Source organism: Microbacterium sp. NPDC007973 (genome assembly GCF_042958465.1).
In the GTDB taxonomy this organism is placed as follows: domain Bacteria; phylum Actinomycetota; class Actinomycetes; order Actinomycetales; family Microbacteriaceae; genus Microbacterium; species Microbacterium galbum.
Window position 1 is genome coordinate 697,486 of record NZ_JBIBJJ010000001.1, and the last position, 14,316, is coordinate 711,801.

Below are 14,316 nucleotides of genomic sequence, written 5' to 3' on the forward strand. Positions count from 1 at the left end.
GGAACGCGAAGGGGCCCGGATGCCATGGCTTCCGGGCCCCAAAACCGAAACGTCAGAGCGCTTCGATGATCTCGCGCATCAGCGACGCGGTCTCGGACGGCGTCTTGCCGACCTTGACGCCGGCGGCCTCGAGGGCCTCCTTCTTCGCTTGAGCGGTGCCGGCCGAGCCGGAGACGATGGCGCCGGCGTGGCCCATGGTCTTGCCCTCGGGAGCAGTGAAGCCGGCGACGTAGCCGACGACCGGCTTGGTGACGTTGGCCTTGATGAAGTCGGCGGCGCGCTCTTCGGCGTCTCCACCGATCTCACCGATCATGACGATGGCCTTGGTCTCGGGGTCGGCCTCGAACGCCGCGAGGGCGTCGATGTGCGTCGTGCCGATGACCGGGTCGCCGCCGATGCCGATGGCGGTCGAGAAGCCGAGGTCGCGCAGCTCGAACATCATCTGGTAGGTCAGGGTGCCCGACTTCGACACGAGGCCGATGGGGCCCTTGCCGGTGATGTTCGCGGGCGTGATGCCCACGAGCGCCTCACCGGGGGTGATGATGCCGGGGCAGTTCGGGCCGATGATGCGGGTCTTCTCGCCCTTCGACTTCGCGTACGCCCAGGCCTCGGCGGTGTCGCCGACGGGCACGCCCTCGGTGATCACGACGAGGAGGGGCATCTCGGCGTCGATGGCCTCGACCATCGCATCCTTCGTGAAGGCCGGGGGCACGAACGCGATCGACACGTCGGCGCCGGTCTCGCGCATGGCCTCTTCGACCGAGGCGAAGACGGGGAGCTCGACGTCGTTGCCGGAGGCGTCCTTGTGCGAGACCGTGGTGCCGGCCTTGCGGGCGTTCACGCCACCGACGACCTGGGTGCCGGCCTTGAGCATGAGGGCGGTGTGCTTGGTGCCCTCACCGCCGGTGATGCCCTGGACGATGACCTTGGAGTCCTTGTTGAGGTAGATCGACATGTTTCTGTCCCTATCCCTTACGCGTTGGCCAGTTCGGCGGCCTTGTCGGCGCCCTCGTCCATACCGGCGGCGAGGGTGACGAGCGGGTGGTTGGCGGCGGCGAGGATCTCGCGGCCCTCTTCGACCTGGTTGCCGTCGAGACGGACGACGAGCGGCTTGGTCGCGGTGTCACCGAGGATCTCGAGGGCCTTCACGATGCCCTCGGCCACGGCGACGCACGAGGTGATGCCACCGAAGACGTTGACGAAGACGCTCTTGACCTGCTCGTCGCCGAGGATGACGTCGAGACCGGCGGCCATGACGGTCGCCGAGGCGCCGCCACCGATGTCGAGGAAGTTGGCGGGCTTGACGCCGCCGTGCTTCTCGCCGGCGTAGGCGACGACGTCGAGGGTCGACATGACCAGACCCGCGCCGTTGCCGATGATGCCGACCTGACCGTCGAGCTTGACGTAGTTGAGGTCGTGCTGCTTGGCCTTGGCCTCGAGCGGGTCAGCGGCGTCCTTGTCTTCGAGCTCTTCGTGCTCGGGGTGGCGGAAACCGGCGTTCTCGTCGAGCGAGACCTTGCCGTCGAGGGCGATGATGTCGCCGTCCTCGCTCTGGATGAGCGGGTTCACCTCGACGAGGGTGGCGTCCTCGCCCTTGTAGACGTTGAAGAGCTTGACGAAGACGTCGGCCACCTTGGGGGCCAGCTCGTCGTCGAACTTCGCGGCCTTCGCGATCTCGAGGGCCTTCTCGGGGGTGATGCCCTCGAGCGGGTCGACCTCGATGCGGGCGAGCGCCTCGGGACGCTCGACGGCGAGCTCCTCGATCTCCATGCCGCCCTCGACGCTGGACAGCGAGAGGTAGGAGCGGTTGGCGCGGTCGAGCAGCACCGAGAAGTAGAACTCCTTGGCGATGCGGGCGCCGGCGGCGACCATGACGCGCTTGACGACGTGACCCTTGATGTCGAGGCCGAGGATGGCCTGCGCCGCCTCGAACGCCTCATCGGGGTTCTTCGCGACCTTCACGCCGCCGGCCTTGCCGCGGCCTCCGGTCTTGACCTGAGCCTTGACGACGACGACACCGCCGAGCTTCTCCGCGGCCGCCTTCGCCTCCTCAGGGGTGTCGGCGATGATGCCGGCGAGTACCGGCACCTCGTACTTTTCGAACAGATCACGTGCCTGGTACTCGTAGAGATCCACGGACAATCCTTCGCTGGGCGATCGGTGGTGGGAGGAGGCGAGATCTCTTGATATCAAGAGATCTTCACCAGGGGTCAACCCTACTAGACGGGGCTGAATCGCCTCGACGCTCACCCCTTCGATCGGAGGGATGCCCTCGTCCCGGGGTCTCCGCACGATCGTCGGACGTGCGAGGCGCGCGATCCGCCGTCGTTCGATCGCGGTCGCGATGAGTGATCATCGAGGCCGGCGCACAGTCGGGCGCGAACGGTCGATGATGGGTCGGTGAACCGAACCGATCGTCTCTACGGCCTGGTCGAAGAGCTCCGGGCCGTCTCCCCTCGACCGCTGAGCGCCCGCCGCCTCGCAGAACGATTCGAGGTGTCGGTGCGGACGATCGAGCGCGACCTCGCTGCCCTTCAGCAGTCGGGGCTGCCGATCTGGGCGGAGCCCGGCCGGACCGGGGGGTACGTGATCGATGCGTCCGCGACGCTGGGCCCGGCCGGGTTCACCCTCGACGAGGCCCTCGCTGTGCTCATCGGGCTCGGTGCGCTCAGGCGCAGTCCGTTCCGTCATTCCGCCCGCACCGCGGCCCGGAAGGTGCTCGCGGTCATGCCGGACGACGAAGCGGCACGAGCCCGTGTGCTCGCGTCGCGAGTGCATCTCCTCGAGGGCGAGGATGACGGCGATGCTCCCGCGGCATTCGCAGCCGCCCTTCGCGCGGATCGCGTCGTGCGCCTCCGCTACCGCGATGCCGGCGGTGCGGAGTCCACCCGCGACGTCGAACCGCTGGGATCGATCGGCAAGGACGGGCACTGGTACCTCATCGCGTGGTGTCGGCAGCGCGACGGGGTCCGGGCGTTCCGGGGCGATCGGATGCTGTCGCTCGACGTGACGGACGAGCGGCCCCCGCACCGCGCTCTCCGCGCTGCCGACCTCACGATTCCGTACGGACGCCTGCGGTCCGTCATCGACGACTGATCCCCGACCGGGATTCCGTAAACGCCGACAGGACGGTGTCGCCACCGTCGGCGAGGGTGAAACCGTCCGCTATCCCGTCCCCGAAGGAATCCCATGTCATTCACCTCCATCCGAATCGTCACCGACGACGTCGACCGCCTCGTCGCGTTCTATGAGCGGGTCACCGGTCGGCGGGCCGAGCGTCCCTCTCCGGTCTTCGCGCAGTTCAGCGGCCCCGGCGCGAATCTCGCGATCGCGAGCGTCGAAACGGTCGCGATGCTCGACGGAGCCTTGACCGCCGCGGCGAATCGCTCCGTGATCGTCGAGTTCGACGTCGCCGACGTCGACGGTGCGTTCGCCGCGCTCGCACCCATCGGCGAGGATGTCGTCCTCGCACCGACCACCATGCCGTGGGGCAACCGGTCGGCACTGGTGCGCGACCCCGACGGCAACGTCGTCAACCTGTTCAGCACGCCCACCGCCCATTCGGCATGACCGACGCGCACCCCCGGTGACGCGCACGTCGCCGACGCGGACAGCGGCCGGAGCGATGACCCCGGCCGCTGCCCGGCTGCGACGTCGGAGGCGGGCGGGCCCCCGGTCAGCGCCGAGGAGCGGTGCGACCGCTCCGGCGGTTGATCGCGTAGATGATCGGGGTGAGCACGGCCAGGATGGCGAGGGCCCCGATCAGGATGAACGAGGTGTCGTGCTGCGTGATCAGCTCCGCGATGATGTAGCCGATCGCGGCGGCCAAAGCGCTGTAGAACGCCTTCAGCCACTGACGAGCGGGGGACGGGGCGGCGAGGTTGTCGGTCATCACGGACTCCTTCGGTAGGTGCTGCGAACCCTATGGGGGATCGGATCGATCGCACATAGTGCTTGCATAACTGTTCTTGGCTGAGGATAGGGACCGCCCCAGGCGCGGTGAGGGCGCGGCGCCTTGTCTGGAGCCATGCACCCCGCGAACCGCTCCCCCGAGACCGACCCGGCCGGCCCGGCACCCGAGGCCGGCGCGACGACCGCCCCGCCCGCTCGTCGTGTGGCCCGCCGCACGTTCCTCACGGCAGGGCTCGTCGTCGTCCTCGGTGCGGGCGGCGCCGCGTGGTGGGCCGCCGATCGCTTCCTCATCCCCCATGTCGAGGTGACCGACGTCGCGGCCTACGAGGCCGAGCACTCGAGCGTCACCACCACCGACGCGGCCGCCGGAAGCGCGGCCTCCCCCACCGTGACCGACTCCACCTTCGACGACGGATCCACCTCCGTGACGCTCGCCACGATGACGACGGGAACGGGTGCGAGCTCCGTCACGTCCTACGTGGCCGACGTCATCCTGAGCGATGCAACCGCCCTGCGCTCCGCGTTCGCGAACAACCAGTTCGGTGAGAACATCACGCAGACCACGAGCGAGATCGCCGCGGCCAATGACGCGATCTTCGCGATCAACGGCGACTACTACGGCTTCCGCTCCACGGGCATCGAGATCCGCAACGGCGTCGCGTATCGCGACGAGGGCGCACGCGAGGGTCTCGCCTTCTACACCGACGGGCACGTCGAGGTGTACGACGAGACCCAGACCTCGGCGGCCGAACTCGTGGCATCCGGGGTTTGGAACACCCTCAGCTTCGGCCCTGCGATCGTCGCGGACGGGCAGGTCGTCGACGGAATCGACGGCGTCGAGGTCGACACGAACGTCGGCAACCACTCCATCCAGGGCGATCAGCCCCGCACCGCGGTCGGCGTGATCGACGACAACCATCTCGTCTTCGTCGTCGTCGACGGCCGGCAGGAGGGGTACAGCGAGGGTGTGACGCTTCCCGAGCTCGCCGACATCATGTTGTCGCTGGGAGCGACCACCGCCTACAACCTCGACGGCGGCGGCTCCTCGACCATGTACTTCAACGGCCGGGTCGTGAACTCGCCCTCGAACGGCGGCGAGCGCGGCACGAGCGACATCCTCTACGTGGCGGGCTGAACGGTGTACGTGCTCATCCCGGCGTTCGAACCCGGACCCCGCCTCCCCGCCCTGGTGGCCGCGCTGCGACGTGCCGACCCCGATCTCGAGATCGTCGTGGTGGATGACGGCAGCGGCCCGGTCTTCGCCCCCGTCTTCGACGCGAGCGGCGACGCGGGCGCGCGCGTGGTGACCCACTCCGCGAACCGGGGCAAGGGGGCGGCGCTGAAGACCGGCCTCGCGCACATCCACACGCGGGACCCGGATGCCGACGTCGTCACCGCCGACGCCGACGGTCAGCACACGCCGAGCGACGTGGTCCGTATCGCCCATGCCCTCCGCACGGATGCCGCCTCCGCGCGCAGCGCGCTCGTCCTCGGGGTGCGCGCCTTCGACGGCACCGTCCCCCTGCGCAGCCGCCTGGGCAATGCGGCCGCTCGCGGCCTGTTCCGCCTCGCCACCGGACGACGACTCAGCGATACGCAGACGGGTCTGCGCGGCATCCCGTCGGACCGCATCCCGTGGGCGCTGCGCATCCCGGGCGAGGGCTTCGAGTACGAGCAGCGGATGCTGCTGCGCCTCGCTCCTGACCTCGTCGCGACGCACGAGGTGCCGATCGACACCGTCTACCTCGATCGCAACGCGTCGAGCCACTTCCGTCCCGTGCGCGACTCGCTGCGGGTGCTGCTGCCGGTGCTGCTGTTCGCGGCGTCGTCGCTCGCGGCGTTCGCGGTCGACACCGTGGCGCTGCTCGTGCTGCAGGCGCTCACCGGGTGGCTCGTACCCTCGATCATCGCCGCGCGCGTGCTGTCGGCGACGGCGAACTTCGTCGTCAACCGCCGCGTGGTCTTCCGCGCACGGGGCGGGCCGATGCGCGGGCAGGCCGTGCGCTACGGCGTGCTGGCGCTGGCGCTGCTGGCCTCCAACATTGCGTGGATGTCGTTCCTCACCGACAACGGCCTGGCTCTGCTGCCGGCGAAGGTCGTCACCGAGGCAGTGCTGTTCATCCTCAGCTACGGCGTGCAGCGTTCGCTCGTCTTCCCCCGGCCGGATGCCGGTTCCCCGGCCCCGCCGCCGCGGTCCGGAGGCGTCGACGAGCTCAGCCTCCTCCGCCCCGGGTCCCCCGGTTCCTCCCCCGTCACCCCCACAAGGAGTTCCTCATGACCGCCACCGCCCTGATCCTCGCCGCGGCAGATCTGTTCGCCGCCGTGCTGTTGAGCGCCGTGTACTTCCGGCGGCACCGGCGCCGCGACCTCGTCGTCGCCTTCCTCGGTGTGAACGTCGGCGTGCTGGCCGTCGCCTCGGTGCTCGGCACCGCCGAGGTGGCCCTGGGCCTCGGGCTCGGCCTGTTCGGCGTGTTGTCGATCATCCGCCTGCGCTCGAGCGAGATCACGCAGCGCGAGGTGGCGTACTACTTCGCGGCTCTCGCGATCGGCCTCATCTGCGGCCTGCCGCACACCGACCTCGCAACTCCGCTTCTGCTGGTCGGGCTGATCGTGGCCGTACTCGCCGTCGCCGATCACCCGCGCCTGCTCGCCCGCGCCCGGCACCAGACCGTGCACCTCGACCGAGCCATCGCCGACGAGAGCGAGCTGCGCGCCGAGCTCGAGCGTCTTCTGGGCGGCGAGGTCACCGCGCTCACCGTTCAGCAGCTGGATCTCGTCGATGACACCACGCTGGTCGATGTGCGCTACCGCGTCGGTGCCGTCACGCCTCGCGCGTCCCTCGACTCCGGCCTCGGCACGCGGCTCGAGGCGACGCCCGCCGCCGACCGCGACGCCACCTTCGCCGACCTCCTCGGGGGCACCCGATGACCCCCCGCGATCGCGCCGGCGCGGCCATCGCGGCCCTCCCCGCGATCGGGCTCGATGCGCTCACGGCCGACGCCGCCCTGCTCACCCGCGTCGACCGCAAGTACGTCGTTCCGATCGAGGCCACGGCATCCCTTCTGCACGATCTGCAGCGTTCCGCCGACGCCCCGGCCGCCCTCGAGATCGACGGCGAGCGCGAACTGGCGTACCGCTCGGTGTACTTCGACACCCCCGACCTGCTGAGCTTCCGTCTGGCCGCGCACGGGCGACGACGACGGTTCAAACTCCGCACGCGCACCTACGTCGACACCGGGGTGGCGTTCCTCGAGATGAAGACGCGCGGGGCGCGCGGTCTCACCCGCAAGGAGCGCGACGCCTACGCCCTCGACGCGGCCGACCGCCTCACGGTCCAGGCCCGCGGCGAGGTCGCCGAGGCCCTCGGAGCGATCGGCGTCGCACCGGCCCGCGCCGACGATCTCGACGCGCGGCTGCAGACGCTGTACCGCCGCACCACGCTGCTGCTCCCCGGCGCGACACCCTCTCGCGCCACGATCGACCTCGACCTGCGCTGGGTCGGCGCGGACGGCGCAGGCTTCACCCTTCCGCGCTTCGCGATCGTGGAGACCAAGTCGCCGGGCCGGGCGGGGGCTTTCGACCGCGCCCTTTGGCGCGCCGGACACCGTCCGCAGCGCGTGAGCAAGTACGCCACGGGCCTAGCCGCCCTCCGCTCCGATCTCCCCCGCAACCGCTGGACCCGCGTGCTGTCGGGTCCCTTCGCCTCCGCCCATCCGTCTCGAAAGGACACCTCATGCGCCGCCGTCTGATCCCCCTCGCCCTTCCCCTCGCCTTCGCCGGAGTCGTCCTCGCCGGCTGCGCCGTCACCGCGCAGCCCGCCGGAACCGCGCAGAGCGCGATCACCTCGAGCGTCGAGACCATCGGCGACGTCGATGCGACGATCCCCGCGGCTGCCGCCGAGCTGCTCGCGGCGAATGCCGACGGGACCGTCGTGCGCGACGACGAGTGGAGCCTGGCGGATGCCGCGACGGTGACGCTCGAAGGATCCACCGCCACCAGCGACTCGGCAGGGGTGAACGTCGACGGGTCGACCGTGACGATCACCGCGGCCGGCGTGTACCGCCTCACCGGCACCCTCGAGGGGCAGGTGGTGGTCGAGGCCCCCGACGATGCGCAGGTCGTCCTCGTGCTCGACGGCGCCGAGATCGAGAACGTCTCGGGCTCGGCGATCCAGGTGGTCACCGCCGACGACGTCGCGGTCGACCTGGCAGCGGGTTCCACCAACACCGTCACCGCGACCAGCTCGGCGGATGCCGACGCGAGCGCCGCGATCTACGCCGACAGCGACCTGACGGTGTCGGGCTCCGGATCGCTCACCGTGACCGACTCCGGCAATGACGGCATCTCCGCGACGGATGATCTCGCGATCATCGGCGGCACGATCACGGTGGATGCCGCCGACGACGCCCTACGCGGGAAGGACTCCCTCGTCGTGGAGGACGGAACGCTCACCCTCACCGCCGGAGGCGATGCCCTCAAGAGCGACCAGGAGGAGGATGCCGCGCAGGGCTACGTCTGGATCGCCGGCGGCACGATCGACGCCACCGCGGGCGATGACGGCATCGACGCGTGGACCGACGCCCTCGTCACGGGAGGCACGGTCTCCCTCGCGACCGACGACGACGGCATCCACTCCGAGACCTCCCTCGCGATCGCGGGAGGCGAGGTGACGATCAGCCGGTCGTACGAGGCGATCGAGTCAGCCGACATCCGCATCGCGGGCGGGGTGACCCGCCTGACCTCGTCCGACGATGGAGTGAACGCCTCCGGCAACGCGACCTCCGACGGCGGCATGGGCGGGGGCGGCATGCAGGACTCCGGCGAGACGCTGACCATCTCCGGCGGCACCCTCGTCGTCGACGCCGGCGGCGACGGTCTCGACTCCAACGGCACGATCGAGATGACCGGCGGGGAGGTCACCGTCTACGGCCCGACCGCGCAGAACAACGGCGCGCTCGACTCCAACGGCGGCATCACGGTGACGGGCGGCACCCTCGTCGCGATCGGCAGCACCGGTATGGCCGAGTCCCCCGAGGAGTCGTCGGCGCAGGGCTGGCTCGCCGCGACCGCGAGCGGTTCCGCCGGTTCGACGGTGCAGATCCAGGATGCCGACGGCACCGTCATCGCGCAGTACACCGCCACGAAGACCTTCGGATCGGTCGTGTTCTCGTCGTCGGCGATCACCGACGGCCAGTCGTACACGGTGACCGTCGACGGAACCTCGACCTCGGTGACCGCCGGGGTGGCGACCGCGGGCGGGATGGGAGGTGGCATGGGCGGACGACGCTGAGACATCACGGTCGACGGCCGCGCCCCGGGGTCTCCTCCCCTCGGGTCGCGGCCGTCGCGCGGGCGGCGAACGTCCGCTCATGAGTCGTCCCCTCTGCCGACGCCCTCGAAAGGGGACGACGGCGTCGACCGGACGGCTTCTCGCCGCGCAGCGGGTGGGGTGTTCGGGTCACGGAGCGGATGCGCACCAGAACCCGCGGTGCGGCTCCGCCGCCTCATCCTGGAGGTGAGGACCCGACACCGCGATCGCACGCCCGCCGTGCGCGAACACCTCGCGCGCGGGCAGGTCGAGGACGGCCCCGTCGTCCTCCCCTCCCGCGATCTCGATGAGACTCGTCCCCGACAGGGCATACACGACCCGCCCGATGCCGGCCCAGAAGATCGCCCCGCAGCACATCGCGCAGGGCTCGCAGGAGGTGAACAGAGTGGATGCCGGCAACTCCGCGGCATCCATCTGGTTCCACGCGCGGCGCACGAGGTTCGTCTCGGCGTGGGCGGTCACGTCGCGGTCGGTGAGCACGGTGTTCTCCGCCTCGACCACTCGGCCGTCACCGGTGACGAGCACGGCGCCGAAGGGGTGGTTGCCGTGCGCGCGCGCCGACGCCGAGAGATCGATCGCGCGGTGGAGATGAGCGAGGTCGGCGGCATCGAGGGTGTCATCCATGGTGTCGATGATCGCGGATGCCGCGCACGACATGGGAGGTCCGTGGCGGCGCGGCCGGCGCCCTGTCACCGACGGACGCGATCGTCAGCTCGAAGTGTCGGCCGACCCGTCGGTGCTCGTGCCGTCGTCGGTGCTCGAGCCACCCGGGCCGCCCTGGCCCATCTGGGGAGGCGTGCCGTCGCCGAAGTCGGGGCGTTCGCCGCCCATCTGCGGAGGGGTGCCCGTGCCGAAGCCGGGCATCTCCCCCGAGGTCGCGGCGCTCGCGCCGGAGGCGTTGCCGATCGCGAAACCCGCGCCCCCGCCGACGGCGAGGCCGACGACGAGCGCACCGGCACCGATGCCGGCGACGACACGACGAGTGAGCGGGAGGCGGCGCCTCTCCGGGGCGGGCGTCGAGGTGTGCGTCGGCGGCGGCGTCGATGCTCCACCGGTGGGCGGGGTGGTGGGGACGGGGTCGGTGGTGGTCATGCGGCCGAGTGTGGAGAGCGCACCCTCACGCCGCCCTATGCGCGGCTATCCGTTCGCTATGCCCGCGGATCGGGGCGACGGCAGCGCCCGGGCGGGGCCGGGCACGGACGCCTCACCGTCGTGCATTCGACGATCGCTCCCACCGCGAGACCGGCGAGGATGGGAGCGTGCCCTCCCGCTTCACGCTCGAAACGCACGTCGCCGCGAGACCCGACGCGGTGTTCGATCTCGCGCGCGACATCGGTGCACACGTCGCATCGATGCGAGACAGCGGGGAGCGAGCCATCGCCGGGACCACCGAGGGGCCGATGCGCCTCGGCGACACGGTGACGTTCCGCGCCCGCCATCTGGGCGTCTGGTTCACACTGACCGCCCGGATCTCGGAGATGCACGCGCCCTCACGGTTCGTCGACGAGCAGGTCCGGGGCCCCTTCCGCTCCTTCCGTCATGAGCACCGTTTCGAGGAGACGACGGGCGGGGAAACGAAGATGACCGACACCATCGAGCTCGCCTCGCCCGTCTTCGGGGTCATCGTCGAACGCCTGATCCTCGTGCCGTACCTGCGTCGCCTCATCGCGCGCCGGAACGCGCACCTGGCGGCATCCTTCCCGGAGGCGGGAACGCGGTAGGGCGGTGCGCGTCGACGGCGCCCGTCACCGAAACGGTGCGCGGAAGCGGGCGGCCGGTCGCGGGCTGACAACCGCGGCGGTCGGGGCGTCATCCCGCGAGGGGGCCTCGCGGGGTGAGACGCCTCTCGCGGCCCCCGAGTAGCCTGACTACCCAGGGAGGGCCACTTAGCGCTCTCGATTGACCCGATTTCCTTTCTCGGACTCAGATTCTGTAGTACAACTACCTCTATCGACCCTCAATGGAGATGGAGCCTTGATGAGACCCTCCCCCCGGCTGCGCCGATGCACAGCCCTCATGACCATCGGCGGGGTGATCGCCGCACTGGCCGTCGCCGGGTCGGCGGGCCCCGCCACGGCGGCGGACGCCGCGACCGTCTCGGTCGACACCGGCACCGTGGTGCAGGACGACTTCCTCGGCATCGGCGTGAACGTCATCCCCTCGGCCCTCATGGAGCGCTCACGGGATTTCGGGTACTCCGACGCCGACTGGGCGGTCGATGCGAAGCGCATCGCGACCATCCGACCGAAGGTCGCCCGCGTGTGGTTCCAGATCGACTGGATGGAGCCCGACAAGGGGGTCTACACGTGGGACAGCGATCGGATGAAGGCGTTCTACCGCTACCTCGACGCCTTCCAGGCCGCCGGCACCGACATCGAGCTGAACTTCGGGTGGAAGGTCGGCTCGACCGTGCACGACTGGTTCTCGATCCCCGGGGTCGACCCGTGGACCAGCGCGCCGGCCGACAACGCCGCGTACGCGGCATCCGCGTCCGCTCTGATCGACCAGCTCAAGAACGTGCGCGGCTACGACAACGTCAAGTACCTGACGTATTACAACGAGCCCAACGGCAGCTGGGACTTCGAGGCGCCGGGCGATCAGCAGGCCGCGTACGTGCAGATGGCCCAGGCCGTGCACCAGCGCCTGGTCGCCGACGGCCTGCGCGACGAGGTCGAGATCTGGGGCCCGGAGGAGACCGGCGCCCCCGCGTGGACCACCTACATGGCGCAGAACGGCGGTGATGCGTTCGACCAGTACAGCTTCCACACCTACGGCGACTCGTACGGCTCCGTGCCGGGGAGCATCAACGCCCGCAAGAACGTCGCGGGCGGCAAGCCCGTCAACATGTCGGAGTTCGGCTGGTCGGACGACAATGCGAGCGGGTGGAACTCCGGCTACGCGAACTACGTGATCGCCGGAGCGAACCTGGGCCTGCACTCGATGCTCGTCTGGCAGCTCAACGGCACCTGGACCGTCGACCCCGACGGCGACACCAACGGCACCTACAACATGTGGGACGCCCTCCCCCTCGGGCTCGAACCGCGAAAGACGTTCCTGTCGGCGGGTCTGCTGAACCGGTACATCCCGGCGCACAGCCAGGTGCTGGCATCCACGTCGTCGTCCTCCGACGTGCGGTCCGCGGCCTTCCGCGACGCGGCGGGCGACTACACCGTGCTGGTGGAGTCGAAGGGGGCGGCCCCGACCGATCTGACCGTCGACTTCGGCGGGACGACGGTGGACGCCGACTTCCACCGGGTCGTGTACTCCGATGATCTCGTTCCGGATGCCAATGCGCTCCTGCCCGCGGTCTCGGCCACCCTCCCCGCCGGTTCGAGCTTCTCGGACGACCTCGGGACCGGCTACTCGTTCGCGGTGTACACCACCGCCGACCCCGCGGTGCAGGTGCGGATGGGAGACGTCGAGCCGACCGTGGCGTCGGGCTCGACGGTGCAGCTGACGGCCGACGTGATCGACGGCGCTCCCGGCGTGACGTGGTCCGTCGAGGGTTCGGGCAACGGTTCCGTGTCGAGCTCGGGCGTCTACACGCCGCCCGCGGTCGATTCCGAGCGCAAGATCGCCGTGCGTGCGACCAGCACCGCCGACCCCACGTCGTCGGGCATCGCGCTCGTGACCGTCACGCCCCAGCTGACGTCTGCGCGGGTCGACCCCGTGCAGTTCGACCTCGACAGCGGGGTGTACGCCGGGTCCGAGGTGCTCACGCTCTCGACGGCGACCTCCGGCGCGCAGATCCGGTACACCACCGACGGTTCGGCACCGACCGCGAGCTCCACGCTGTACGAGCGACCGGTGATCCTGGCCGAGAGCTCCACGAAGCTGTACCGCGCGGCAGCCTTCGCGGCGAACAGGCAACCGTCCGGCGTCACGAGCCGGCTGTTCAAGGTCGGCGGGGTCTCGCAAGGCCCCGACGGCTACACCCTCTGCGCGAACGAGGGCGGGCAGTGCTTCTTCTCGGGACAGCAGAGCGTCGCGTTCGGCGGCGACGGGCTCTTCAGCTACCAGGCGAAGACGGGGCCGGTGTCGTGCGACGCCGCGACCCTCGGCGACCCGAACCCCTCGGGCACGCAGCGGTGCTACGTCAGCCCCGAACTGCCGTCGTCGTACCCGCTGGTCACCCTCACCAACGCCGGGTTCGAGAAGCCCGGTGGCACGAAGTCCAAGACCGGGCCGTTCACCAACGGCTGGACGTTCGACAGCCGCTCGGGCATCCAGAACGGTCAGGGGCCCCTCGGCCCGCCGACGCCGCCGGAGGGCCAGCAGGTGGCCTACCTCAAGACCGACGGCGGGGTGCAGGGCACCATCTCGCAGCAGGTGGCCTTCCCCGCGGGGGGCTACCAGGTCGTGTTCGCCCTGTCGGGCCGCTCGGGCTACCCCGCGCAGAGCTTCGACGTGCTCTACGACGACACGGTCATCGGGTCGTTCGCCGTGGGCTCGACGAGCTCGTACACGACGCAGCGCTCGAACGCGTTCACCTCGACCGGCGGGCGCCACACGATCACCTTCCGGGCCACCGCGCCCTCGGGCGATCGCACGGCGTTCCTCGACGCGGTGCGCATCGAGGCCCCCGTCGCCCCGGAGCCCGCGACGCTGTCGAACACGGGCTTCGAGGCGCCGTCCACGACGGGCGTCAAGTCGGCGCCGTTCACCGAGGGGTGGTCGTTCGTGGGCCGCTCGGGCATTCAGCGCAACGGCAGCGCCTTCGGCGCACCGACGGCCCCGGAGGGCACGCAGACCGCCCTGCTGCAGTCGCGCAACGGTGAGCACGGGTCGTTCACGCAGACCCTGAAGATGGATGCCGGTACCTACACGCTGAGCTATCAGGCGTCACGTCGACCCGGGTACAGCGCGGTGCAGACGATCCAGGTGGTGGTCGACGGGACGGTGGTCGACATCTTCGCCCCGCCGACGAACACGTTCACGGCGCACACCTCGCCGACGTTCACGGTGGCGGCGGGCGATCGGCAGATCACGTTCCGCGGCTCGGCCGCGACGGGAGACGCGACGGCGTTCGTCGACGCGGTCGTGCTGACGCCCGTCCCCTGAGGGACGACGAAGGC

The 14,316-nt window shown here is 70.3% G+C and carries 14 protein-coding genes; 9 read left to right on the forward strand and 5 right to left on the reverse strand.

Translation table 11 applies throughout. From position 1 onward, the window contains the following. Positions 1–52: 52 nt before the first annotated feature. Together sucD and sucC are read right to left on the reverse strand one after the other, a co-directional pair. Positions 53–955 (reverse strand): succinate--CoA ligase subunit alpha, encoded by a 903-nt coding sequence (gene sucD / locus ACFZA2_RS03425; RefSeq protein ID WP_391400636.1) that lies wholly within the window; start codon positions 953–955, stop codon positions 53–55. Between the two features lie 17 nt (positions 956–972). Further along, the gene (sucC, locus tag ACFZA2_RS03430; protein ID WP_363386639.1) at positions 973–2,136 is read right to left on the reverse strand and encodes an ADP-forming succinate--CoA ligase subunit beta; all 1,164 of its coding nucleotides are present in this window, start codon (positions 2,134–2,136) and stop codon (positions 973–975) included. 264 nt (positions 2,137–2,400) lie between these two features. Between sucC and ACFZA2_RS03435 the strand changes: the two genes are divergently transcribed. After that, a complete protein-coding gene (locus ACFZA2_RS03435; protein ID WP_391400640.1) occupies positions 2,401–3,096 on the forward strand; it encodes a helix-turn-helix transcriptional regulator in 696 nt (231 codons plus the stop codon). Positions 3,097–3,189: 93 nt separating this feature from the next. Continuing rightward, positions 3,190–3,570: a VOC family protein gene (locus tag ACFZA2_RS03440; protein ID WP_363386645.1), complete on the forward strand. Its 381-nt coding sequence runs from the start codon at positions 3,190–3,192 to the stop codon at positions 3,568–3,570. 106 nt (positions 3,571–3,676) lie between these two features. On the opposite strand, the gene ACFZA2_RS03445 is transcribed toward ACFZA2_RS03440, so the two are convergent. Next, on the reverse strand, positions 3,677–3,892 hold the full coding sequence (locus ACFZA2_RS03445) for a hypothetical protein (protein ID WP_391400643.1): 216 nt from the start codon (positions 3,890–3,892) through the stop codon (positions 3,677–3,679). 135 nt (positions 3,893–4,027) lie between these two features. On the opposite strand from ACFZA2_RS03445, the gene ACFZA2_RS03450 reads away from it, so the two are divergent. The 5 genes from ACFZA2_RS03450 to ACFZA2_RS03470 are packed head-to-tail and all read left to right on the forward strand — an operon-like array spanning position 4,028 to position 9,202. After that, positions 4,028–5,047: a phosphodiester glycosidase family protein gene (locus tag ACFZA2_RS03450; protein WP_391400646.1), complete on the forward strand. Its 1,020-nt coding sequence runs from the start codon at positions 4,028–4,030 to the stop codon at positions 5,045–5,047. Between the two features lie 3 nt (positions 5,048–5,050). Continuing rightward, positions 5,051–6,190: a glycosyltransferase gene (locus ACFZA2_RS03455; protein WP_391400649.1), complete on the forward strand. Its 1,140-nt coding sequence runs from the start codon at positions 5,051–5,053 to the stop codon at positions 6,188–6,190. Beyond that, complete coding sequence (locus tag ACFZA2_RS03460) at positions 6,187–6,840, forward strand: DUF4956 domain-containing protein (RefSeq protein WP_391400652.1); 654 nt, start codon at positions 6,187–6,189, stop codon at positions 6,838–6,840. The genes ACFZA2_RS03455 and ACFZA2_RS03460 overlap by 4 nt, the downstream gene beginning before the upstream one ends. Further along, a complete protein-coding gene (locus ACFZA2_RS03465; protein ID WP_391400655.1) occupies positions 6,837–7,661 on the forward strand; it encodes a polyphosphate polymerase domain-containing protein in 825 nt (274 codons plus the stop codon). The genes ACFZA2_RS03460 and ACFZA2_RS03465 overlap by 4 nt, the downstream gene beginning before the upstream one ends. Beyond that, the gene (locus ACFZA2_RS03470; RefSeq protein ID WP_391400658.1) at positions 7,646–9,202 is read left to right on the forward strand and encodes a carbohydrate-binding domain-containing protein; all 1,557 of its coding nucleotides are present in this window, start codon (positions 7,646–7,648) and stop codon (positions 9,200–9,202) included. The genes ACFZA2_RS03465 and ACFZA2_RS03470 overlap by 16 nt, the downstream gene beginning before the upstream one ends. Positions 9,203–9,370: 168 nt before the next feature. Here the strand turns inward: ACFZA2_RS03470 and ACFZA2_RS03475 are convergent, their stop codons facing one another. Both ACFZA2_RS03475 and ACFZA2_RS03480 read right to left on the reverse strand, forming a co-directional pair. After that, positions 9,371–9,865, reverse strand: coding sequence for a nucleoside deaminase (locus ACFZA2_RS03475; RefSeq protein WP_391400660.1), 495 nt, complete (start codon positions 9,863–9,865; stop codon positions 9,371–9,373). Positions 9,866–9,949: 84 nt separating this feature from the next. After that, positions 9,950–10,333, reverse strand: coding sequence for a hypothetical protein (locus tag ACFZA2_RS03480; RefSeq protein WP_391400663.1), 384 nt, complete (start codon positions 10,331–10,333; stop codon positions 9,950–9,952). A gap of 167 nt (positions 10,334–10,500) precedes the next feature. Between ACFZA2_RS03480 and ACFZA2_RS03485 the strand changes: the two genes are divergently transcribed. Together ACFZA2_RS03485 and ACFZA2_RS03490 are read left to right on the forward strand one after the other, a co-directional pair. Then, complete coding sequence (locus ACFZA2_RS03485; RefSeq protein WP_391400666.1) at positions 10,501–10,962, forward strand: SRPBCC family protein; 462 nt, start codon at positions 10,501–10,503, stop codon at positions 10,960–10,962. A 256-nt stretch (positions 10,963–11,218) separates the two neighbouring features. Next, positions 11,219–14,302, forward strand: a complete 3,084-nt coding sequence (locus ACFZA2_RS03490; RefSeq protein WP_391400669.1) for a chitobiase/beta-hexosaminidase C-terminal domain-containing protein — start codon at positions 11,219–11,221, stop codon at positions 14,300–14,302. Positions 14,303–14,316: the final 14 nt, after the last annotated feature.